This window comes from Cupriavidus pinatubonensis, assembly GCF_019602855.1.
Classification (GTDB): Bacteria; Pseudomonadota; Gammaproteobacteria; order Burkholderiales; family Burkholderiaceae; genus Cupriavidus; species Cupriavidus pinatubonensis.
Genome location: NZ_CP080767.1, coordinates 2,481,580 through 2,502,021 on the forward strand (window position 1 = coordinate 2,481,580; position 20,442 = coordinate 2,502,021).

Below are 20,442 nucleotides of genomic sequence, written 5' to 3' on the forward strand. Positions count from 1 at the left end.
GAAGCATGGCCACCGGGGCCATGCTTCCTTGCGCTTACTGCCTGGGACGCAGGATCCCTTTTGCCTCTTCGACGTTTTCCGCCAGTCGCTTGCCGACCGTGGCAATGCTGTCCGCCTGGACCTTGTACACGGTGTCCGTCACGTTGCGCAGGCCATCGACGGCCTTCTGCAGCGAACGCGGCAGCACTTCCGACACCTTGACGGCCTGGCCTTCTGCGCCCTGGTCGCGACGGGCGAGCGATTGCAGCTCGGCAGCGGTGTCAGTCAGGAACGCAGCCTGCTGGCGAACCAGCGATTGCAGGCCGCCGAGCAGCGCAGCGTTGATGCTGGCGATTGCCTCGATATCCTTGCGGCGCGATTCCAGGATCGCGGCCGGATCCAGGCGGTTCTGCTTGACGAAGTCGAACAGCTTGCGGGACGCAGCGGCTGCGGCATTGGTGGCTTCCATTTTTTACTCTCCTTACAGATTACAGTTGGCGTTACAGAAATCGGTGGCCGGGCTTACGCCTCGGTCACATAGCGTCCCGGCGCGTCGGCGCATGGCGCATGGCGGTCGCTGCCCAGGCGGGACGGCGCGGCGTTCAGGGGGCCAGAACGCGTTTTCAGCCACTCGCTCCAGTGCTCCCACCAGGACGACGGGGTGACCGTGGCACCCTCGAGCCACGCTTCCGGGTCCGCCATCTGCGCGTCGTTCAGGAAGAACTTCGCCTTGGCATTTCCCGGCGGGTTGATGAGGCTCTGCACATGACCGCTGGAGCTGAGCACGAACTCGGTCTTGCCGCCGAACGCGCGCACCGAGCGGTACACGCCCTTCCACGGCGTGATGTGGTCGGTCATGCCGGCAAGCACATACTTGTCGCAATCAACAGCCGAAAGGTCGATCGGCTGGCCAAGCACGCGCAGCGCGCCCGGTGTCGACAGCTGGTTCAGCGTCAGCATGTCCAGCAACTGGCCGTGCAGGCCGGCGGGCAGGCGCGTGGTGTCGTTGTTCCAGTAGAGGATGTCGAACGCCGGCGGCGCCTTGCCCAGCAGGTAGTTGTTGACCCAGTAGTTCCACACCAGGTCATTGGGCCGCATCCAGGCGAACACGCGCCCGAGTTCCCCGCCATCCAGCACACCGCGCGCCTGGCTGCCCTGCCGCGCGGCATCGATGGCTTCCGGCGTGGCAAACAGTCCGAGCTGGGACTGCGAGTCGAGGCCGAACACGGACACCATCAGCGTGGCGGCATTCACGAGCTTTTCGCCGCGCGCTGCGCAGTACCCCATGAGCGCGGACATCGTCATCGCGCCCGAGCACGCGCCATGCAGGTTCACGTCGGGGCTGCCAGTGATGTCGCGGATCGCGTGGATCGCTTCGATCAGCGCACCGACATAGGTGTCGAGGTTCCAGTCGCGGTGCAACGTGGTGGGATTGCGCCAGCTCACCATGAACACCTGCATCTCATTGCGCACCAGGTACTCGACCATGCTCTTGCCCTGCGACAGGTCAAACACATAGAACTTGTTGACCTGCGGCGGCACGATGAGCTGCGGACGGGCATGCACGTTTGCCGTGGTCGGCGTGTACTGGATCAGCTCCAGGACATCGTTGCGGAAAACCACCGCGCCTGGCGTGGCGGCCAGATCCTTGCCGATACGGAACGCGCTCTTGTCCACCTGGGACGGCATGCCCTGGTTCGTCAGCGTATCGGTCAACAGGTTGACCAGGCCGCTGACCAGGTTCAGACCACCCGACTCGAACGTCTTCCGCAATGCAGCCGGATTCCCCAGTAGCGTATTGGTCGGCGCCACGGCGTCGATCAGCAGGTCGGTGAAGTACTGCGCGCGTTCCTTGCTGCGACCGTCCATGACCGAGCCGGTGACGAAGCCGGTCAGCGCATCGCGCCAGGCCTGATATCCCTGCAGGGCCATGCGATAGACCGGGTTATCCTGCCATGCCGGATCGCCGAAGCGGCGGTCACGCGTGCACGGCGGCGGCGCCGAGCCGTCCACGACCGCGAACAGGTCCTGCGCGAGCTTGGTCTGCTGCTGCAGCAGCAAGGTCGGTTCCTGCACGCACTGCGCGCCGATCTGCTGCGCGGTGCTGACCATATCTTCGGGGCGCAGCCCCACGAACGGGTTCGGTCCCGTCATGGCCGGCGCGCTGTCAAAAATTGCCTCCGGAGCGACAGCACTGGCTGCCGGCTTCTTCGCCTTCTTTGTCGTCTTCGCCAGCGTTCTCGTACCCACGGCTGTTGTCATGCTACTACCCTCGTCTTCTTGTTCGTACCTTGTTTGATCCTCAGGCGACCAGCAGCGCAAGCGCTTCAGCCACCAGCGCGGGCTTGCCCTCGCCTTCGATTTCCACCGTGCACTGCGTCCTGACCAGCACGCGGCCATCGCCCTTGCTGTCGGCAGCCAGCAGGACCACGCGGTTGCGCACGCGCGCACCGGCCTTCACCGGCGTCAGGAAACGCGTCTTCTCCAATCCGTAGTTCACCGCAGCGCTTGCGTCATGCGGGACCACACCCATTTCGGTGAGCTGGCTCGCCACGAGCGAAAGCGTCAGGTAGCCGTGAGCGATGGTGCCGCCGAACGGGCTTTCCCGCCGGGCACGCTCCACGTCCACGTGAATCCACTGGTGGTCGCCGGTGCACTGCGCGAATGCGTCGATGCGCGCCTGGTCGATGTCTTCCCACGCCGATACGCCGAGTTCCTTGCCAACGAACGCGCCGAGCGTGGCCATGTTGTAGCCTTCGATTGCCATCTTTATTCCTTCCTGATCTTGTGTGCCGAGCGCTGCGTCAGAAGCAGGCTTCGTCCAGACCCAGGAACCCGTCCTGGCCAGTCGTGCTGATGACGGCTGCTTCGAACGCCGAGGCGCGCGGCAGGACGTGGTTGGCGAAGAACTCGGCCGTCGCGATCTTTGCGCCGTAGAACGCTTCGTCTTCACCGCGTTTCTGCATGGCGACGACCAGCGCCCGCGCCATTTGCCAGCCCGTCAGCACGATGCCAGTCAGCTTGAGATAGGCAACGCTGGCGCCGAACACCGCATTCGGGTCCTTGCGGCCCTTTTCGACTACGTGATCCACCGCATTGCCGAGTGCCAGACGTGCAACACCAAGGCGCATGAGCATGGCGCTGCACGCGCCGTTGCGGCAGCCGTCGGCGTATTCCTTGAGTGCCTCGAGCGTCTTGTCGATGTCCGCGAGGACGGCTTGCGCTGCCGCGCCGCCGTCGCGCATGGTCTTGCGGCCGATCAGGTCATTCGCCTGGATCGCCGTCGTGCCTTCGTAGATCGGCAGGATGCGCGCATCGCGGTAATGCTGGGCCGCGCCGGTCTCTTCGATGAAGCCCATGCCGCCGTGCACCTGCACACCAAGGCTCGTCACCTCCAGCGACATCTCGGTGCTCCAACCCTTGATGACGGGCACCAGGTATTCGTACGCGGCACCATAGTGGGCGCGAGTCTCGGCATCCGGTGACTGGTGCGCCAGATCGGAATAGCCCGCCGCCACCAGTGCCAGTGCGCGTGCGCCTTCCGTCAGCGCACGCATCTCGATCAGCATGCGGCGCACGTCGGGATGCTGGATGATCGTCACAGCGTCCTTCGACGAGCCGTCCACCGGGCGGCTCTGCACGCGCTCCTTCGCATAGGCGACAGCCTGCTGATAGGCGCGGTCCGAGATGGCGATGCCCTGCACGCCTACGCCGAAGCGCGCAGCGTTCATCATCACGAACATGTACTCGAGGCCACGGTTCTCTTCACCGATCAGGTAGCCGATGGCACCGCCGTTGTCGCCGAACTGCAGCACCGCGGTCGGGCTCGCCTTGATGCCGAGCTTGTGCTCGATCGACACGCACTCGACGTCGTTGCGCGCGCCCAGCGAACCGTCGTCGTTGACCAGGAACTTCGGCACCAGGAACAGCGAGATGCCCTTCACGCCTTCGGGCGCGTCCGGCGTGCGCGCCAGCACCAGGTGCACGATGTTCTCCGCCATATCGTGCTCGCCGTAGGTGATGAAGATCTTGGTGCCGGACACCTTGTAGGAACCGTCCGCCTGACGCTCGGCGCGGCTGCGCACCAGTGCCAGGTCCGAGCCGGCCTGCGGCTCGGTGAGGTTCATGGTGCCGGTCCACTCGCCGGCGATCAGATGCGGCAGGTAACGCTGCTTGAGTTCGTCCGAGCCCGCCGTGAGCAGCGCTTCGATGGCGCCATCGGTCAGCAGCGGGCACAGCGCGAACGACATATTGGCCGCGTTCATCATCTCGATGCACGGCGTCGCCACCAGCTTGGGCAGGCCCTGGCCGCCAAACTCGGCCGGATGGACGATTCCCTGCCAGCCGCCTTCGCCGAACTGGCGGAAGGCATCGCGGAAGCCCGCGGTGGTGGTGACCTGGCCATCGTGCCAGTTGCTGGGCTGCCGGTCGCCGGCAGCGTTCAGCGGAGCCAGCACCTCGCCGTGGAATTTCGCAGCTTCCTCCAACACGGCCTCGACCGTCTCGGGGGTGGCGTCTTCGTAGCCGGGCAGCGTGGCAATCTTTGTCAGTCCGGCCAGTTCGCGCATGGCGAACAGCATGTCCTTGGTGGGCGCGGTATAGCTCATCTCATTCCTTTCGCGGAGATGCAGCGTCGGCTCCGGCTTCATGCCCTGCGGCGCTGCGACATCATTGATGGTCCTGATCGTAAGGGTCATCAACGCGAAAGCTATTACCCAAACCCGCCCTTTGAATGACAAATCTTGCCGCATTGCACCATGCCACGGCCGACGCACGTTAAGTGCGGCGTTACAGGCGCTTGATGTGGCAGGATTTGTCAGTCGGCGGCCAGCCTTGCCAGCCGCCTTACACGCTTACAACGCGCGTCGGTAGGCGTTTGGCGTGCTGCCGGTCCAGTGCCGGAAGGCGCGATGGAAGGCGGTGGGATTGTCGAAACCCACATCGAACGCAATGGCAGCGATGGGGTCTTCGGAGCGCGTGAGGCGCCGGATGGCGATATCGCGCCGGACTTCGTCCTTGATGGCCTGGAAGGTGGTGCCTTCGGCCGAAAGCCGGCGGCACAGCGTGCGCACCGAATGGTGCAGCGCCTGCGCCACCTCTTCGATGGTCGGCGATGCCGGCAGGCAATCGGCCACGTGTTGGCGGACCCGGTGGCAGGTCATCTCCTCGGCGAACGAGACGAAGATCCAGTCCTCCGGTGCGCGCGCGAGGAACTTCTCGAGATCGGGCTTGCGCTGCCGGACCGGCAGATCGAGATAGGCGACATCAAAGACGATGCGCGTGTGCTGCCGATCGAAATGGACGGGTCCCGGAAACAGGTAAAGATGGTCGCTGGCGAGCGCCGGCCGCGTATCGGGCAACTCGACCGCCTGCAGCGGTATGCGCTGGCGGATCAGCCACGATGCCACGCCATGCACGAGCTTGAGCATCAGCTCGCGCCCCAGCATGCTCGCGGCCGGTCCGGCCGGGTTGTCCACCAGTTCGACGATGCCGCTCGCACCATCGCGCCGGGATTCCATGCGGAAATCGTCGAGGATCAGGTGGAAGAACTGCCCGAAGCGGCGCAGCGCGACTTCCAGTCTTGGCGCGTCGAGCAGGCTCAGGCACAGGTACTTGAGCACGCCATTGCGCAAGGGCCGGCTGAAGATGCCGGGCATTTCGTCGTCCAGTTCCTTCGCGAGCAGGCGATAAAGCGTCGAGAACTGTTCCTGCGTGACCCGTGCGGCTGGCTCTGCCAGCAATTCGGAGGCAATGCCGGAGCACTCGGCAAGCCGTGCCATGGCCGCAGGATCGGCCCCGGACAAAAAACCGTTGACGACGGAGATGGGGACGGTCGCAGAAAAGTCGTTCACGTCATTCACACGGGACTCTGGCAATGCGTGCGATGAAAAGGTGGCGGCTGGTGCATTCTGTCACAGCCGCCGCGCGGTGAGAATCCGTCAGCGGATCCCTCAACTATGCGGTGTTCCTCCCCTGGCCCTCATGCTGCAAGCGCCATTTCGACACGCTGCAGCCGAACTGGCCGCCGAACCAGCGCGAAAACGCGCTCAGCGACGAGAAGCCCAGCAATGTGGCCACTTCCGACAGCGGCCGCTCACGGTTGTCGATATAGCGCACGACCAGGCTCGCACGCGCTGCGTTGACGATATCGGAATAACTCGTGTTCTCCTGCGCCAGCCGACGGTGTACCGTGCGGCGGTCCACACCAAGATGCTGCGCCACGCGGTCGACCGAGCACATGCCGGACGGCAGCAGCACGTGGACGAGTTCGCGCACCTTGTCAGGCAACGTGGTGTTTGCTTGCGCCAGCAAGGTACCGAGATAGCGCTTGACCTGATGCGCCATGACCGGATCATACGAAGGCAGCGGCGCTTCAAGGTCCGCAGCCACACAGACAATGCCGTCGAAGTCCTGGTTGAACACGCACGGCATGCCGAACACGCGCTGAAAAGTCGCCTGGCTGGCGGGCGCCGCGTGCGTGAAGCAGATGCTGCGCGGTCGCCACGATGCCCCCAGACACACGCTCAGCAGGCGGTAAACCACGCCGACCGCAAGGTCCGTGGCCTGGCGTAACGTACCCGGTTGGTCGTTGAGGATATGCAGCCGAATCATCAGCAATCCTTCGGACTCCTCCATGCGCATCGCCAGCGCTTCATTCTGGACGCCCATGTATCGCACCATCGACTCCAGCGCGCGCCGCAACGTCGGCTGCTCGCGCACGACGAAAGCGAGCGGCCCGAGGTTGGAGACCTGGCGCAGTTCCGCCATGCGCAGGCCGAAATCATCCACGTGTGCAGCGCGCGCGGAGTCGTCCAGCAGGCGGCCGACCTTCTTGGCCGGTATGCGGATATCAGGATCGAGCAGCACATCGCGGCTGATCTTCGCCGCGCGCAGAAACTGATGCGGATCCAGGCCCACGGCGCGGGCCACTTCCACGTAATTGGTAAGGCTGGCACTGCGAAGGTAGTAGGACATCGCGTTTTCCCTGACTGTCCCGAAATGTAAATCGTGCGTCCCGGATCGTCAAATTTCCCTACACCATTCGCCGATACTTTGACCATCGGAACAACGGTTCCCACGACAAGGCAAAAACGGCAGCATACATAGCCGGCAGCCAACACATTCAGGAGCAACGCAATGCAATTTCTCGACGATTCCCTGCACCCCGAGAACCAGGACAAAGTGGTCATCACCGTGGCCCCGTACGGCCCCGAGTGGATGCCGCAGGACTTCCCGGAAGACATTCCGGTGACCATGGAAGAACAGGTGCAGAAGGCCGTGGATTGCTACAACGCGGGCGCCACCGTGCTGCACCTGCATGTGCGCGAACTGGATGGCAAGGGCTCGAAGCGGCTGTCGAAGTTCAACGAACTGATTGCCGGCGTGCGCGCTGCCGTGCCCGACATGATCATCCAGGTCGGCGGTTCGATCTCGTTCGCACCGGAAGATGACGGCCAGGCCGCCAAGTGGCTGTCGGACGACACTCGGCACATGCTGGCCGACCTCGACCCGAAGCCGGACCAGGTCACGGTGGCGATCAACACCACGCAGATGAACATCATGGAACTGCTGTACCCCGAATACCTCGAGGGTACGTCGCTGTCCCATCCGGCCTACGTCGAGGCCTATCGCGAGATGACCGTGCCGGCCGGCCCGGGCTGGGTCGAAGAGCACCTGCGCCGCCTGAGCAACGCTGGCATCCAGCCGCACTTCCAGCTTACCGGCATCCATGCGATGGAAACGCTGGAGCGCATGGTTCGCGCCGGCAAGTACAAGGGTCCGCTGAACCTGACCTGGATCGGCATCGGCGGCGGCTTCGATGGTCCCAATCCGTTCAATTTCGTCAACTTCGTGCATCGCGCACCGGACGGCTGCACGCTGACCGCAGAGTCGCTGCTGAAAAACGTGCTGCCGTTCAACATGATGGCGATGGCCATGGGCCTGCACCCCCGCTGCGGCATCGAAGACACCATCATCGACCAGCACGGCAACCGCATGACCTCGGTGCAGCAGATCGAGCAGTGCGTGCGCGTGGCCAGGGAACTGGGCCGCGAGATCGCCTCCGGCAAGGAAGCGCGCGAGATCTACCGCATTGGCACGTGGTACGACAGCGCCGAAGAAACACTGGAAGCGCACGGCATGGCGCCGAACCGCAAGGCCGGCCAGAAGAACCTTCCGCTGCGCAAGGCAGCCTGACGCGCACAGACTGTGCCGACCTGGGGCACATCGCCCCGGGTCGGCCTTTTGCCGCAAACGGCGTCTCACGCAAAGGACATCATGAACCCATCTACTTCCGTCGCGAACCCCTGCATCAACATCTGCCGTATGGACCAGGCGGGCAAGTATTGCCAGGGTTGCGGCAGGACCCTGGTCGAAATCGGCCGCTGGGAGCAGATGACCGAACCCGAGCGTGCCGAGGTGATGGCCGCGGTGTCGGCGCGTCGCCCACGGCGCAGCGCCCCGGTGTCCTGCGCCTGAGCGCCGCGCGCACATTTCCCTGCGCCATCCCGCAGTAGCCATGACCCATTCCAATATTCTCTCGGTCGAAGCGTATTTCGACCTGATCTGTCCGTGGTGCCTGATCGGCAAGCGGCATCTTGAAACCGCCATCGACCTGCTCGCGCGCGAACGCCCCGACGTTACCGTGCAGCTGGAGTGGCGCTCTTACCCGTTGATTCCTGCCACACCGCCGGATGGCATTCCTTACCGCGATTTCTACGTAGCCCGACTCGGCAGTCCGCAAGCCGTGGCTGTGCGCCAGGCGCAGGTCATTGCCGCGGCACGCGAAGCCGGCCTCACGCTCGCACTGGACCGCATCGAGACCTTCCCCAACACCATGCTGGCCCATCGCCTGGTACGCTTCGTGCGCGAACAGGACGGCGCTGCCGCGGCTGCCACGCTGGTCGACAACCTGTTCATGCGCTACTTCATGCGCGGTGCGAACATCGGGGATGGACAGGTGCTCCGGGAAGCGCTGACCGAGTGTGGCATTCCGTCCCCGCTGGAACAAGGTACGCCCGTGCAGCACGACATGGACTGGCTGCCGCCGCTGAACGGCCCTGATGATCCGCCACCGCGCGCCGGTCTCGGCGTACCGCATTTCATCTTCAACGGCACGCATAGCGTGTCGGGTTCGCGGCCGCCTGCGGCGCTGCTTGAAGCCATGCTGCGTGCGCTCGCACGGGCCAAGCAAATCGCCACGCGGGCGGTTGCCTGAGTCGCTTCCACGGGGACAGGACCACGTCCGCCCTGCTTCCTGCATCGATCGATTCCGGAGTACCCTGCGCTCGCCTGTCATAACGGCGGGGACATTGAAATCGCCCTCCAATGTGGAGGGCGATTTCGTTGGGGCTTCTGGGTGCGGGTGTCTATCGCGCGTATCTATCGCTCGTAGCAAGCGCCGATGTTTTCGCCGGTGTAGCCCGCGCGGGTTTTGTGGTCGGGATTAAGGCGTCGCTCTTGGCATGCGCCGCTGTTTCGCCGGCGTAGCCGGCGACCTACTTTTGTCCGAGCGACAAGAAGTAGGCAAGAAGCGCGTCGCCTGGCGGCTGGCCATCAACGATGCGCTTCTTGTGTTCAAGCGGCCTTGGTCTCGCGAGACGTGATCGACGTTCGACCCGGCTCACGCTATGTGAGTCAGAACCTGTGCCTGGCGCGGCACGGCTTTTGAACGATCCCCAAGTTGGACTCGGGTACAGCGTTTCAACAACGTCAGTGGTGGGACGCCTTCGGCTGCGCTGGGCGCGTCCTAGTCTGGGTGCAAGCTCATCAACGTCGCTCGCGCCCGTGGTTCGTTCCGAAGCCCCTTTCCTCGACTTCGCGCATGCAATGCGCGGGCCTCGTCACTGAGGCGGACGAACTCTGAAGCCCATACCCGTACAACACCCTCAGCCCACTACGATCAATATTCGCCCGTTAGGGCAAGCCTGACGCGCTTTTGCCTACTTTTGCCGCTCGGGCAAAAGTAGGTCGCCGGCTACGCCGGCGAAACAGCGGCGCTCGCCAAGAGCGACATCCCCTCAAAAACCCCAGACCTCTAAATCCAAACCAAAAAAAAGCGCTGACTCCCCCTTCAAAGAGCCAGCGCACAATCCCTTCCTACCTTTGCCTTCAGGCTGCCTTTTCCCGCAGCTGCTTCTTATTGATCTTCCCGACACTGGTCTTCGGTATCTCCGCCACGAAGGCGATACGTTCCGCTTCGGGCACCGCGTATTTGCTGATGCGACGCGAATCGACATGTCCCAGCAGCTTTTCGCGGATGCTGTCCGCACCGACTTCCGCGCCGGCCTTGCGGACGACGAAGGCCATCGGCCGCTCGCCCCACTTGTCATCCGGTACGCCGATCACCGCGCATTCCTGAACGCCCGGCACTTCGGAAATGAGATTCTCGACTTCGATCGACGACACCCATTCGCCACCGGTCTTGATGACGTCCTTGATGCGATCGACGATCTGCACGAAGCCGTCTTCGCCCATGACCGCGACGTCCTGCGTATGCAGATAGCCGCCCGCCCACAACTCTTCCGAAGCGCCAGGCTTCTTGAAGTACGACTGGGTCAGGTAAGGCGCACGCAGCACGATCTCGCCACGGTTCTTGCCGTCGCGCGGCAGGTCCTGCATGTCTTCGCTGACGATGCGGAAGTCCGCCATCACCACCGGTCGGCCCGTGGAGCAGCGCATGCGAACTTCGTCGGCGCGATTTGCCGGCTTCACATTGGGCGGCAGCTGTGCCAGCGAGACGATGGGGCCGGTCTCGGACATGCCATATCCGGCGAAGATGTCGATGCCGCGATCAAGCGCTGCTTCGCACAGTGACGGCGGCAGTGCGGAGCCACCGATGATGATCTTCCAGCCGGAGAGATCTTGCCCACTGTCCTGCGAGGACTGCAGCAGCATCTGCAGGATAGTCGGCACGCAGTGCGAGAACGTGACCTTTTCCGCTTCACGCAGCTTCAGCAGCACGTCCGGCGCGTAGCGGCCAGGCAGCACGGTGCGCAAACCCAGCGTGACGGCCAGGTACGGTATGCCCCAGGCCAGCACGTGGAACATCGGCGTGATCGGCATGTACACGTCTTCGCGATGCATGCGCTGCCCGTCGCGCGGCGAGCAGAGGCTGGCCGACGTGGACAACGTGTGCAGCACGATGTCGCGATGACTGTAGCAAACGCCCTTCGGGTCGCCGGTGGTACCGGTGGTGTAGAACGTTGCCGCCTTGGTGTTCTCGTCGAACTCGGGAAAGTCGAAATCCGGCGAGGCATCTGCCAGCAGCGCTTCATACTCGCCCGCGAACTGCAGTTCCGTCTGCGGCGCAGCGTGGCCGTCGGCCAGCAGCACGAAGCGCGGATTGCAGGTGAGCTCGTTGCGGATCTGGTCGAGCACCGGAACGAAATCCGGATGGACCAGCACGATGTCCGCGTCAGCATCGTTGAGCGTGTACAGGATCTGCTGCGGCGACAGGCGCACGTTCACGGTGAACAGCGTCGCGCCCATCATCGGCACGCCGAAGTAGCACTCGAGATAGCGATGGCTGTCCCAGTCCATCACGGCCACCGTGGAACCATGCTTGGCGCCGAGCGATGCGAGCGTCGAGGCAAGCTGGCCGACGCGACGACGGAAATCGCGGTACGTGTAGCGCATTTCGCCGCGGTAGCTGATTTCCTGGTCGCCATAGAGGCTCATCGAGTGAATCAGCAGCTGCTTGACCAGCAGCGGATACGAGTACGCCGAGGGCGTCGATACGATCAGGTTTTGCTGCATATTGTTTTCCTCTGGCGTTCGGTCAGTACGGCTTGCTGCCGATGATGCCGGCACGCTCCATCTTGCGGTGGCAAGGCGGGTAATCCATCACGGCGTAGTGCTGCGTGGCGGTGTTGTCCCAAATTGCCATGCTGTTGGGTTCCCAGCGCCAGCGCACCTGGTACTCGGGGATATACGCCTGGCTGATCAGGTAGCGCAGCAGGTCGGGCGCGCCCGGGTTCGCGTCCTGGCCGAAACGCACGCGATTGGCCGTATGGAAATTGGTGAAATGCGTCGTGAACGCGTTCACGTAAAGGATCTTCTCGCCGGTCTCCGGATGCGTGCGCACCACCGGGTGCTCGGCATCGGGATACTGTGCCTTCAGGGCCAGGCGCTTTTCGATCGGCATGGCTGCGCCAAAGCTTGCCTCGATGCTGTGGCGGGCGCGCAAGTCGGCAATCTGTGCCTTGATGTGTTCGGGCAGGCGCTCATAGGCCAGCGCCATGTTCGCCCACATGGTGTCGCCGCCTACCGGCGGACATTCCACGCAGCGCAGCACGGCACCGAACTGCGGCGCCTCGCGCCACGTGGTGTCAGAGTGCCACGCGTTCTCGTAGCGGTCGTTGGGCTGGTCGGGCGTCTTGTAGATGCGAACCAGACCCGGGTGCTCCGGATCGCTGCCGGCAACGGGGTGGTCTTCGAGTTCACCGAAACGGCGCGCGAACGCGACGTGATCGGCACGGCTGATGTTCTGGTCGCGCAGGAACAGCACGCGGTGCTGCAGCAGCAATGCGCGGATTTCCGCGAACAGGCCATCGTCCCTGACGGCGTCAGCGAGGTTCACGCCGACCAGTTCCGCACCCAGCGAGCAGGTGATTTGCTTGACTTGCATGACGCGCTCCCTCAGATGACAAAGATCGACGAACCGGTGGTCTTGCGCGACTCCAGGTCCCGATGGGCTTGCACCGCGTCCTCCAGGGCATAGCGCTGGTTAATCTCGATCTTGATCCGGCCTGCGCCGACATGGCCGAAGATCTCGCCGGCCAGCTCGGCCTTCTCGGCGGGATCCGCGATGTAGTCGGCCAGGGCCGGGCGCGTCAGGAACAGGGAGCCCTTCATTGCCAGCAAAACGGGATCGAACGGCGGGATCGGGCCCGAGGCCGTGCCCACGCAAACCAGGGTGCCGCGGCGCTTGAGCGAATCCAGCGACGCCATGAAGGTGTTCTTGCCCACGCTGTCAAAGACGACCGACACGCCGACGCCGTCGGTCAGTTCACGCACGCGCTTGGCCACGTCTTCGTGGCTGTAGTTGATGATGTAGTCGCAGCCATGGGCACGCGCCACTTCAGCCTTGGCTTCGCTCGATACCGTGCCGATCACCGTCAGGCCGAGCAGCTTCGCCCATTGCGACACGATCAGGCCGACGCCGCCGGCGGCAGCATGCAGCAGGATGGTATCGCCCGCCTTGAAGTTGTAGATGCGGCGCATCAGGTACGCCGAGGTCAGTCCGCGCATGGTCATGGCGGCAGCAGTCTCGAAGCCGATGGTCTCCGGCAGCCGGATCAGTGGCGCGGCCGGCACCAGGCGTTCGGTGCTGTATGCCCCCAGCGTGTTGATGAAGCCGGTATAGGTCACGCGGTCGCCCACGGCAACATTGGTGACGCCCGGCCCGATGGCCTGTACCACGCCGGCCGCTTCCACGCCCATGCCGGCAGGCAGCGGCACCGGATACGTGCCATTCCGGAAGTAAGTGTCTGCGTAATTCAGGCCGACCGCCACATGGCGGATCCGAACCTGTCCCGGCCCCGGCTCGCCAACGTCCATGTCCTCATAGCGAAGGACTTCCGGGCCACCGGTTTCATACATGCGCACGACTTTTGCCATCTTACTTGTCTCCGAAATCTGTGTCGGCGCGAAGGGGCGCCGCTCATGCAGTGAAATGTAGGTGGTGCCGGAACGCACCGCTTTGCATTGGCTTCCGCCAACTTTGCATTTCATGCCACGGCCGCCTATCATGCGGCTGCATGGGACAAAGCAGGCGCAACGCAACGGCGCGCGCTGCACAAAGAACGAGATGGAGACATGCCTTGGACACACTGGTGCGCGCGGGCGCGCTGACCAATTTCTTTGAAGTCGCCCGGGACCTGGGTCTCAACCCACAGCCATTGCTGAGCGAGGTCCGTCTGAGCCGCGCACTGCTCGGCGATCCGGACCAACGCGTGTCGGTCAATGCCTGCGCCAGGCTGCTCGAACGTGCGGCGCAAGCGGCGAACTGCGAGACCTTCGGCCTGCGCATGGCCGAATCGCGCCAGCTGTCCGACTTCGGCGTGATGAGCCTGCTGATCAGCCAGCAGCCGACGCTGCGCGCGGCGCTGGCCACGATCATCCGCTACCGGCACCTGGTCAACGAGTCTCTTGCGATCCTTCTCGAAGAGACGGGCAAGATCGTCACCATCCGCCAGGAAGTGGTGCTCGATACGCCTTCGCGCCAGGCCAGCGAGCTGGCGGTCGGCGTGGCGTTCCGCCTGTGCCGCGCGCTGCTTGGGCCGCACTGGCACCCCCTCAATGTCAATTTCACGCACGCGCCGCCGGCAGACCTGCAGGTCCACCGGCGCCTGTTCGGCTGTCCAATTGAGTTCGAAAGCGAGTTCAACGGGATTTCCTGTCTCGCGGCGGACCTTGATGCCGCCATCCCGACTGCAGACCCTGGCATGGCTCGCTATGCGCAGCGCTTCGTCGACACGCTACCGCGCGTCAATGCGCCGTCGATCGGACGCGACGTGCGCAGTGCCGTCTACCTGATGCTGCCCATGGGGCGCGCCACTTGCGAAGGCGTGGCTCAAGGCCTCGGCCTGAGCCTGCGCACCATGCAGCGACAGCTTGACGATGCCGGCGAAACCTTTACCGACATCCTCAACGAAGTCCGACGCGAGCTGGCGCAGCGCTATGTGGAGAACCCGCAGTATTCCTTGCTGCGCGTGGCCGAATTACTGGGCTACGGCTCGGCAAGTTCGTTCACGCGGTGGTTCTCCGCCCAGTTCGGCGAAGCGCCGCTGGTCTGGCGGCGCCGGCATGACAGCCGCGCTCCGCAGGGAGCGCAGCCGGCGCACGGCACGCTGTAACGCCGGCAGGCGCCGAGCGTCAGCGGCTGGCCTTGGGTGTCACGGAAACAGCCAGCGCTTCGGTGTAGACGGCCTGCACCTGGTCACCCTTGCGGATGCCCTTCAGTTGAGCGGGATCGTCGACATGCAGGTCCACCGTCTTGCCCTTAGGGCCCTTCAGGGTGACCTTGCCGGTCTTCTGGTTCACGGCGACGACATCGGCCGTGACGGTCACTTCGCGCCCGACCATGCCGCCGGGCTTGGCGCCCGGCGCGGCCCGGTCCTCAATCTGCCGCTCGGTGCTGGACCGCACGCCGGTCTGCTTGCTCAGGTTGACCGACAGGGCCTCCTTGTATTCGGCCGTGACCACGTCGCCAACCCGCAGCTGGTCGAAGTTGCGCACCTCGTCGCCGACCTGCAGATCCGTCACCTTGCCCTGCTTGTTCTTGAGCGACACCGTGCGCGTGGCGGCATCGATCGCGGTAATGGTCGCCGTGGATTTGACGGTGCCGGTCACCATCGCGGCCCCGACGCCCGATGCCATTTCCACGCGGGCTTCCGGCTGGGCCATGGCCAGGTGGGATGCCGCGGCCAGGGCGGCTGCTACCAGTAGCTTGCTGGAATTCATGCTTTTGCTCCTTGCGGGAGTTCAGGAAAACCGCGGCGGCAGGTGCCCGCGGGGCTACAACATGCGTGCTGCCTCGTCCAGCAGCGTAGCCTGCGACAACATGTCGGCCCGCGCGTACCGCACAAGGGAAAACCAGCGCACGAGCGGCGGATCGCCAGGCACGTGCGCGCACAGCAGTTCGAGGTCTTCGCCCGGCACGGTACTGTCCGCGGACAACAGCACGTTTACCTGGCTGAGCCGCACCGTGCGGCTGTCGACGTGCATGCGGTTGGCCGCGTCCGCCAACACCTCGCCCAGGCATTCGAGCTGCCGCTCGAGCGTATCGCCACCGTGGCCCAGCGCCGCGAGTTCTCTGTCGTTGCTGGCGATCTCGTCCTTGACGGCCTGGATTGCCGACGCGTCGGCGACCTCCCCGCCCACCATCGAGCGCAGGCCCGTGCCCTGGCGCTCGTAGAGCTTGAGCTGCGCTTTGAGCAGGATGAGTTCGCGCTCCAGTGTGTCGCGCCGCCCCTTGCCCGCTGCAAACTGCGCAATGGCCTCGATGGCAAGCTGATCCAGCATGCGCAGCAGGATCTCGGCACGGAGTGCCGTATCCGAGGCGGCGCAGATCCTTACCTGGTGGTCGGTGAACGACACGAGGGTCTGGGGAACGTCGGCGCGCATGACATCGCCCTCCAGCGCCACACCGAGCGTGCGCCGCTCGTTCATGGCCATGCCAAGCACTGCATAGGCGTGGTCCGCTTCCGGCGTACGCTCGAAGAATTCACGCAAATCGGGGCAGCGGCTGAAGGCGCGAGGGACATCTGCAGGCGTGCCGAAGTACGCATGGATATGCGGATCGGTCGCCCACGCGGCTTCGCTCGCCTCGCGCGGCGCGGGCAGGCTCGTCACGGTCGGACGAATGGTTTCGAGCGCGGTGGAGAGCCGGGACGCCAGCCGCTTCTCATAGTGCGGGACGAGGCGCAAGCGCGGGCTGAGCGCTGTCAGGCGCTCGGTGAGTGCGGCCAGTTCCTTGTCGTCGCGGCGCCGGGGGGGATCGCCTCGTCGCTGGATCCACTGCAGAAAGCCCATGGCGCGCGTAACGTGAGAACTCGCGATCAGCGGAAACGCTCGGCCATCACCATGGCGTTGATCTTGTGTCCCTTCCAGAACATACCGTGGATACGGGGCTGGAGCTTGCGCAGCGCATCGGGGTCGAGATCGTTGAAGACCACCGTCACGCCAGGATGCGTGCCGTCGCCCGCGACATGCTCGATTTCGTCATAGGCGGGCAAACCGTACTTGACCAGGAAATCCCGGACCTCCTCGTCGGTGGCGGCAGCGTCAACATTCCCGAGAAACAAGACAGCCATGATGAGCTCCCATTCGCAGCGGCGCACGCGGCCGCGTCCTCGTATGTTCTAGATCATCCTTGGTGAAGTACAAGGCTGTTTTGGTGGGGTGGCCGCATTCCGCGGCAACGCACGCCGCTTTGACAGACCGAGCCCGGCATCGCTACCCTTCGTCTTGTCCGACGGTTTTACCGCCGGCGCTGTCACATTTCGGAGAGCCTATGCGCAAGCACTTGCCGCTGTTGCTGACCGCCCTGATGACATTGGGCGTGGCCACCACTTCCCTGGCGCAGTCGGCCCCGAGCGCGGGCGGAGGCGCGGCGAACGCCATATCGGAAGCCGTGCAGGGAGGATCCAATCCCTATCGCCCGCCGTCAGGCGGCAGCACCGATCCGGAGGAAGCCAGGCGCGCCAAGTGCGAGGCACTGAAGGAAGAGTTCAACGCGACGTCAAAGCAGCGTGCCTACGAGTCGTCGGGAACGTCAACGCATAACGCACAGGGGCGGCCCGTCCCGAAGATCGAGCGGGACACGACACGGAAGGATCTGCAGGAGACATACCGGGCCAATTGCACCTGATGGTACGGGCGCGTCGCGCTGGCCAGTCGCGGGCCGGCTTTATGGCCGCAGGGATTTGCGGTGCGGGAGATGGCGCGTCCTAGAGGACTCGAACCTCTGACCGCTCGCTTAGAAGGCGAGTGCTCTATCCAACTGAGCTAAGGACGCGAAGGGCAGCATTCTACCGCAGTGCGATGCCGCACGGCGGATCAGGATGCCGCCCGCCGTTGCCACTGCGCGGAGCCGCCAAGGGTTACGCCATGCGACGGCTTGGTCGCGCGATGCAGCGAAACGCAGTTGCGACCCCGCTGCTTGGCATCGTAGAGCGCCTGGTCGGCGCGGCGCATCAGACTGTCCACACTCTCCCCTGGCTCTCGCTGTGCCATGCCGATGCTGGCGGTATAGGCAATGGCATCGGGCTCGGACGGGCACGGGGTGTTTCTCACGGTCGTGCTGAGATGCATGCTGACCGCGCGGCCGCGCTCGATTGTGGTGTCCGGCATGACCACGGCGAACTCCTCGCCGCCGAGCCGGCCGATGATGTCCTCTGGCCCCGCCGTCTTTCGTAGCAAGCCGGCGAAATGCCTCAGGACACTATCGCCCGCCAGATGTCCGTACACATCGTTGATGGCCTTGAAGTGGTCCAGGTCGATGAAGGCGACCGTCAACGGCTTGCCGTGCCGGTCCACATGCGTGCTGGCTGCCTCGAGCGCCTGCCAGAATGCGGTGCGTGCCAGCAGGCCGGTGAGATCATCGTGGCTGGCCTTGTGCTCCAGCATCCGGCGCAGACGGTCATGAGCCATCAATGCAAAGCTCACGGACAACCCCACCACGGCAAACACATTCAGTACGACGAGCGATCCGTCCCGCAGCAACGGGCCGGCAACGGCGGGCTGGCCGATCGAACCGGCGAGCTTCCAGGCGTTCAACCCGGCGCAAGCTGCGGCGATCACTACCAGCGACAGCGCAGCCAACCTGCCCGTTCCGCGCTTTTGGGCAAGCAACGGCGCAACGCTGCGCGCGAGATCGAGCAGCAGCAGGACATGCCCGAGCCTGAGCACTGCCGGCATCCATGGACGCAACGGCTCCAGCCAGTCCGCATGCGTCAACCATGTGCCGCCGGCGATGGCCGCAACCAGCAGCACGTTTGCGGCGATGAGCACGGAGGCGCGCCCCGGCTTTCCCGCGAAATGCCGCGTGCCCACCACCATGAGGGAAACAGCCGAGAACAGGCCCATATCGACGGCATCTGCCGCCAGCCAGTAGCCGGCGAACCCCGCCGCGACCGGCATTACTGCCGCCAAGGCGGCCATCAGATCGCCGAGCGCCCAGGAAGTCAGGCCGCTCATCGCCATTCCCGGCGTGCGGCGCAGCACGGCGCAAACCACCGCCATCTGCAGGGCAAACACGCCTGCAATGAGCACAATCATGTGCGACTGAAACATCTTCATTCCCGTCCAGCAACAGGCAGCGCCCCGCACAACGCCACCGTCCCTTTTGTCGGTCCTGCTTTGGGACCGTTGTTTTCAATTTGCCGCCACACCGGGGTCCGGACGTTCCGCGCAAGGGCGGTCATGCGTCCGGATGCGCCCTTCTAAAAGGAGGCGCTTTCTTGATGATGGTCAGATCAGTCCGTCCGGAAATGGCCCAGCCCTCGAACACAGCGACGACGACGGATTCCGACGGTCTGGCGATTATCGCCGGGCGCGAAGGCAAGTCAAGCCGCAGTTGGCATGCCACAAGGCGGGCCGTCCTGCCAGCCGGCATCTGGGCGCCGCAGAAGGCACCTTTACGCATGGATTGACCGTTTGATGAGAACCCAGCTACAATCGCCGGCTTCGGAGCGTAGCGCAGCCTGGTAGCGCATCTGATTTGGGATCAGAGGGTCGTAGGTTCGAATCCTATCGCTCCGACCAGTATTTGCTTGATGGAACAACGGCCTGGACAGCAATGTCCAGGCCGTTTTTCTTTGCCTCCAAGGAATACGCCACCTTAGTATCGCGGCCCTCCTTGCCAATGGTCCCTGTCTCCGTAGTCGCGATGATCACCCCGGTCATGGTCCCAATGACCGCGGTCGTGGTCCACCCGACCGTCTCCGTGGTAATACCCGTCCCGGTATCCGTCCTGATCAGGTGCCACAACGCAGCCGCTCAGCAATGCAACGGACGTGGCAAGCAAAACAAGAATGGTCTTCATAAGGCTCTCCTGTTCGTCCTTCGATCCCTATTTTCAGCTTAAGCTCCAGAGTCAGGCTCGAATGTAGGAAAGCAGGCTCCCGTTGCAGGCTCGATTCCTACAAACAAGGGGTGCACTCTGTTTTGTAATCAGCCCACCGTGAACGAACAAGAACGGCTTACGTCGCAAAGACATAAGCCGTACTTCTCTTGCCGCTTTCGGGTTTCTTTTGCTGATCGCCTCGCCTTTACGGCGGCGGACTGCTCTGTGGGGCTCCCGCCGCCGCGTTGCGCCGCTCGAAATGGCAATAGGCATCCGCAGCCACCAGCCCGAACAAGGCGTGGGCAAACAGGCTTTCCCAACCGCGTGCCTCATCGAACCAGTTGAAGTAGCGGCCCAACACGTAGAAGTTCAGCAAATAGGCCGCCACGCCGAACACGATGCCAACGACGGACGCCAGGCCCATGCTGGAATCCAGTCGGAAAGAGCCGAGGATCAGCGCCAGTGCAGCGGCCAGGATGATGGAAAGCGCGTAATGGACAGTCGCTGCCGCCAGCACAATGGTCCAGTTGAAGGCGTCTGGTGACGACAACGCTTCCCGGCCAAGAATAATGGCCGCCACCATTTTCACGGTGTCCCAGGCACCCAGGTAGAACAGGAAGCGCGCTGTCAGCAGTTCCAGCACCATGTAAGCGGTGCCGGCGATCAGGCCAGCGACGACAGCGGCCCGCCAGTCAGGCCGGCAGCGCACATAATGGTGCGATTGCATGTGGAGTTCCATGGATGCCTCCGTTTGCAAAAGGGAGCCTTTACATGCAGGCCCGTGAGTTAGTTCTAGTTCATATGGCTCAAATGCCAAGGCTACCGCGCCCCAATAAGCGATCTACAGATTGCATTCAGCGATTCCCAGCGCCCGCAGACGGCTGAATGCACAC

The 20,442-nt window shown here is 63.9% G+C and carries 19 protein-coding genes and 2 tRNA genes; 6 read left to right on the forward strand and 15 right to left on the reverse strand.

The genetic code is table 11. From position 1 onward, the window contains the following. Positions 1-34: 34 nt before the first annotated feature. From K2O51_RS24140 to K2O51_RS24165, 6 genes are all read right to left on the reverse strand, one after another. Positions 35-448 carry a phasin family protein gene (locus K2O51_RS24140; RefSeq protein WP_011298296.1) on the reverse strand — a complete coding sequence of 138 codons (414 nt, stop codon included), beginning with the start codon at positions 446-448 and terminating at the stop codon, positions 35-37. Positions 449-501: 53 nt separating this feature from the next. Then, on the reverse strand, positions 502-2,241 hold the full coding sequence (locus K2O51_RS24145) for an alpha/beta fold hydrolase (RefSeq protein WP_373460956.1): 1,740 nt from the start codon (positions 2,239-2,241) through the stop codon (positions 502-504). A 40-nt stretch (positions 2,242-2,281) separates the two neighbouring features. Continuing rightward, positions 2,282-2,746, reverse strand: a complete 465-nt coding sequence (locus tag K2O51_RS24150; RefSeq protein ID WP_011298298.1) for a MaoC family dehydratase — start codon at positions 2,744-2,746, stop codon at positions 2,282-2,284. 37 nt (positions 2,747-2,783) lie between these two features. Next, positions 2,784-4,586 carry an acyl-CoA dehydrogenase gene (locus K2O51_RS24155; RefSeq protein ID WP_220631681.1) on the reverse strand — a complete coding sequence of 601 codons (1,803 nt, stop codon included), beginning with the start codon at positions 4,584-4,586 and terminating at the stop codon, positions 2,784-2,786. Between the two features lie 246 nt (positions 4,587-4,832). Continuing rightward, positions 4,833-5,831, reverse strand: a complete 999-nt coding sequence (locus K2O51_RS24160; RefSeq protein WP_258234662.1) for an AraC family transcriptional regulator — start codon at positions 5,829-5,831, stop codon at positions 4,833-4,835. A 103-nt stretch (positions 5,832-5,934) separates the two neighbouring features. Continuing rightward, positions 5,935-6,954 (reverse strand): AraC family transcriptional regulator, encoded by a 1,020-nt coding sequence (locus K2O51_RS24165; protein WP_011298301.1) that lies wholly within the window; start codon positions 6,952-6,954, stop codon positions 5,935-5,937. Positions 6,955-7,116: 162 nt separating this feature from the next. On the opposite strand from K2O51_RS24165, the gene K2O51_RS24170 reads away from it, so the two are divergent. The 3 genes from K2O51_RS24170 to K2O51_RS24180 all read left to right on the forward strand — a co-directional run bounded on the left by K2O51_RS24170 (position 7,117) and on the right by K2O51_RS24180 (position 9,196). Then, the gene (locus K2O51_RS24170) at positions 7,117-8,175 is read left to right on the forward strand and encodes a beta-keto acid cleavage family enzyme (protein ID WP_011298302.1); all 1,059 of its coding nucleotides are present in this window, start codon (positions 7,117-7,119) and stop codon (positions 8,173-8,175) included. 81 nt (positions 8,176-8,256) lie between these two features. Next, positions 8,257-8,457 carry a DUF1289 domain-containing protein gene (locus K2O51_RS24175; RefSeq protein WP_041679648.1) on the forward strand — a complete coding sequence of 67 codons (201 nt, stop codon included), beginning with the start codon at positions 8,257-8,259 and terminating at the stop codon, positions 8,455-8,457. Positions 8,458-8,497: 40 nt separating this feature from the next. Beyond that, a complete protein-coding gene (locus K2O51_RS24180; protein WP_011298304.1) occupies positions 8,498-9,196 on the forward strand; it encodes a DsbA family oxidoreductase in 699 nt (232 codons plus the stop codon). A gap of 893 nt (positions 9,197-10,089) precedes the next feature. Here K2O51_RS24180 and K2O51_RS24185 read toward each other — a convergent pair. The 3 genes from K2O51_RS24185 to K2O51_RS24195 are packed head-to-tail and all read right to left on the reverse strand — an operon-like array spanning position 10,090 to position 13,599. Further along, complete coding sequence (locus tag K2O51_RS24185) at positions 10,090-11,736, reverse strand: fatty acid--CoA ligase (protein WP_011298305.1); 1,647 nt, start codon at positions 11,734-11,736, stop codon at positions 10,090-10,092. Positions 11,737-11,758: 22 nt separating this feature from the next. After that, entirely contained in the window at positions 11,759-12,607 is an 849-nt protein-coding gene (locus tag K2O51_RS24190; protein ID WP_011298306.1) for a TauD/TfdA dioxygenase family protein, read from the reverse strand. A gap of 11 nt (positions 12,608-12,618) precedes the next feature. Continuing rightward, the gene (locus tag K2O51_RS24195; protein ID WP_140949092.1) at positions 12,619-13,599 is read right to left on the reverse strand and encodes a quinone oxidoreductase family protein; all 981 of its coding nucleotides are present in this window, start codon (positions 13,597-13,599) and stop codon (positions 12,619-12,621) included. A 203-nt stretch (positions 13,600-13,802) separates the two neighbouring features. On the opposite strand from K2O51_RS24195, the gene K2O51_RS24200 reads away from it, so the two are divergent. Beyond that, positions 13,803-14,837, forward strand: coding sequence for an AraC family transcriptional regulator (locus K2O51_RS24200; protein ID WP_049796420.1), 1,035 nt, complete (start codon positions 13,803-13,805; stop codon positions 14,835-14,837). Positions 14,838-14,856: 19 nt separating this feature from the next. Here the strand turns inward: K2O51_RS24200 and K2O51_RS24205 are convergent, their stop codons facing one another. From K2O51_RS24205 to K2O51_RS24215, 3 genes are read right to left on the reverse strand one after another with little or no spacing between them, the layout of a single operon-like run. Then, a complete protein-coding gene (locus tag K2O51_RS24205; RefSeq protein ID WP_011298309.1) occupies positions 14,857-15,444 on the reverse strand; it encodes a hypothetical protein in 588 nt (195 codons plus the stop codon). A gap of 54 nt (positions 15,445-15,498) precedes the next feature. Then, positions 15,499-16,515, reverse strand: coding sequence for a hypothetical protein (locus K2O51_RS24210; RefSeq protein ID WP_011298310.1), 1,017 nt, complete (start codon positions 16,513-16,515; stop codon positions 15,499-15,501). Positions 16,516-16,541: 26 nt separating this feature from the next. Next, positions 16,542-16,796, reverse strand: coding sequence for an RNA-binding protein (locus K2O51_RS24215; protein ID WP_011298311.1), 255 nt, complete (start codon positions 16,794-16,796; stop codon positions 16,542-16,544). Positions 16,797-16,996: 200 nt separating this feature from the next. Between K2O51_RS24215 and K2O51_RS24220 the strand changes: the two genes are divergently transcribed. Then, positions 16,997-17,353, forward strand: a complete 357-nt coding sequence (locus K2O51_RS24220; RefSeq protein ID WP_011298312.1) for a hypothetical protein — start codon at positions 16,997-16,999, stop codon at positions 17,351-17,353. A 70-nt stretch (positions 17,354-17,423) separates the two neighbouring features. Here K2O51_RS24220 and K2O51_RS24225 read toward each other — a convergent pair. Both K2O51_RS24225 and K2O51_RS24230 read right to left on the reverse strand, forming a co-directional pair. Then, positions 17,424-17,500 (reverse strand) — tRNA-Arg (locus K2O51_RS24225). Between the two features lie 41 nt (positions 17,501-17,541). Continuing rightward, entirely contained in the window at positions 17,542-18,777 is a 1,236-nt protein-coding gene (locus K2O51_RS24230) for a GGDEF domain-containing protein (RefSeq protein ID WP_011298313.1), read from the reverse strand. A gap of 394 nt (positions 18,778-19,171) precedes the next feature. On the opposite strand from K2O51_RS24230, the gene K2O51_RS24235 reads away from it, so the two are divergent. Next, positions 19,172-19,248 (forward strand) — tRNA-Pro (locus K2O51_RS24235). Between the two features lie 506 nt (positions 19,249-19,754). Here K2O51_RS24235 and K2O51_RS24240 read toward each other — a convergent pair. Next, the gene (locus K2O51_RS24240; protein WP_011298314.1) at positions 19,755-20,288 is read right to left on the reverse strand and encodes a hypothetical protein; all 534 of its coding nucleotides are present in this window, start codon (positions 20,286-20,288) and stop codon (positions 19,755-19,757) included. Positions 20,289-20,442 lie beyond the last annotated feature (154 nt).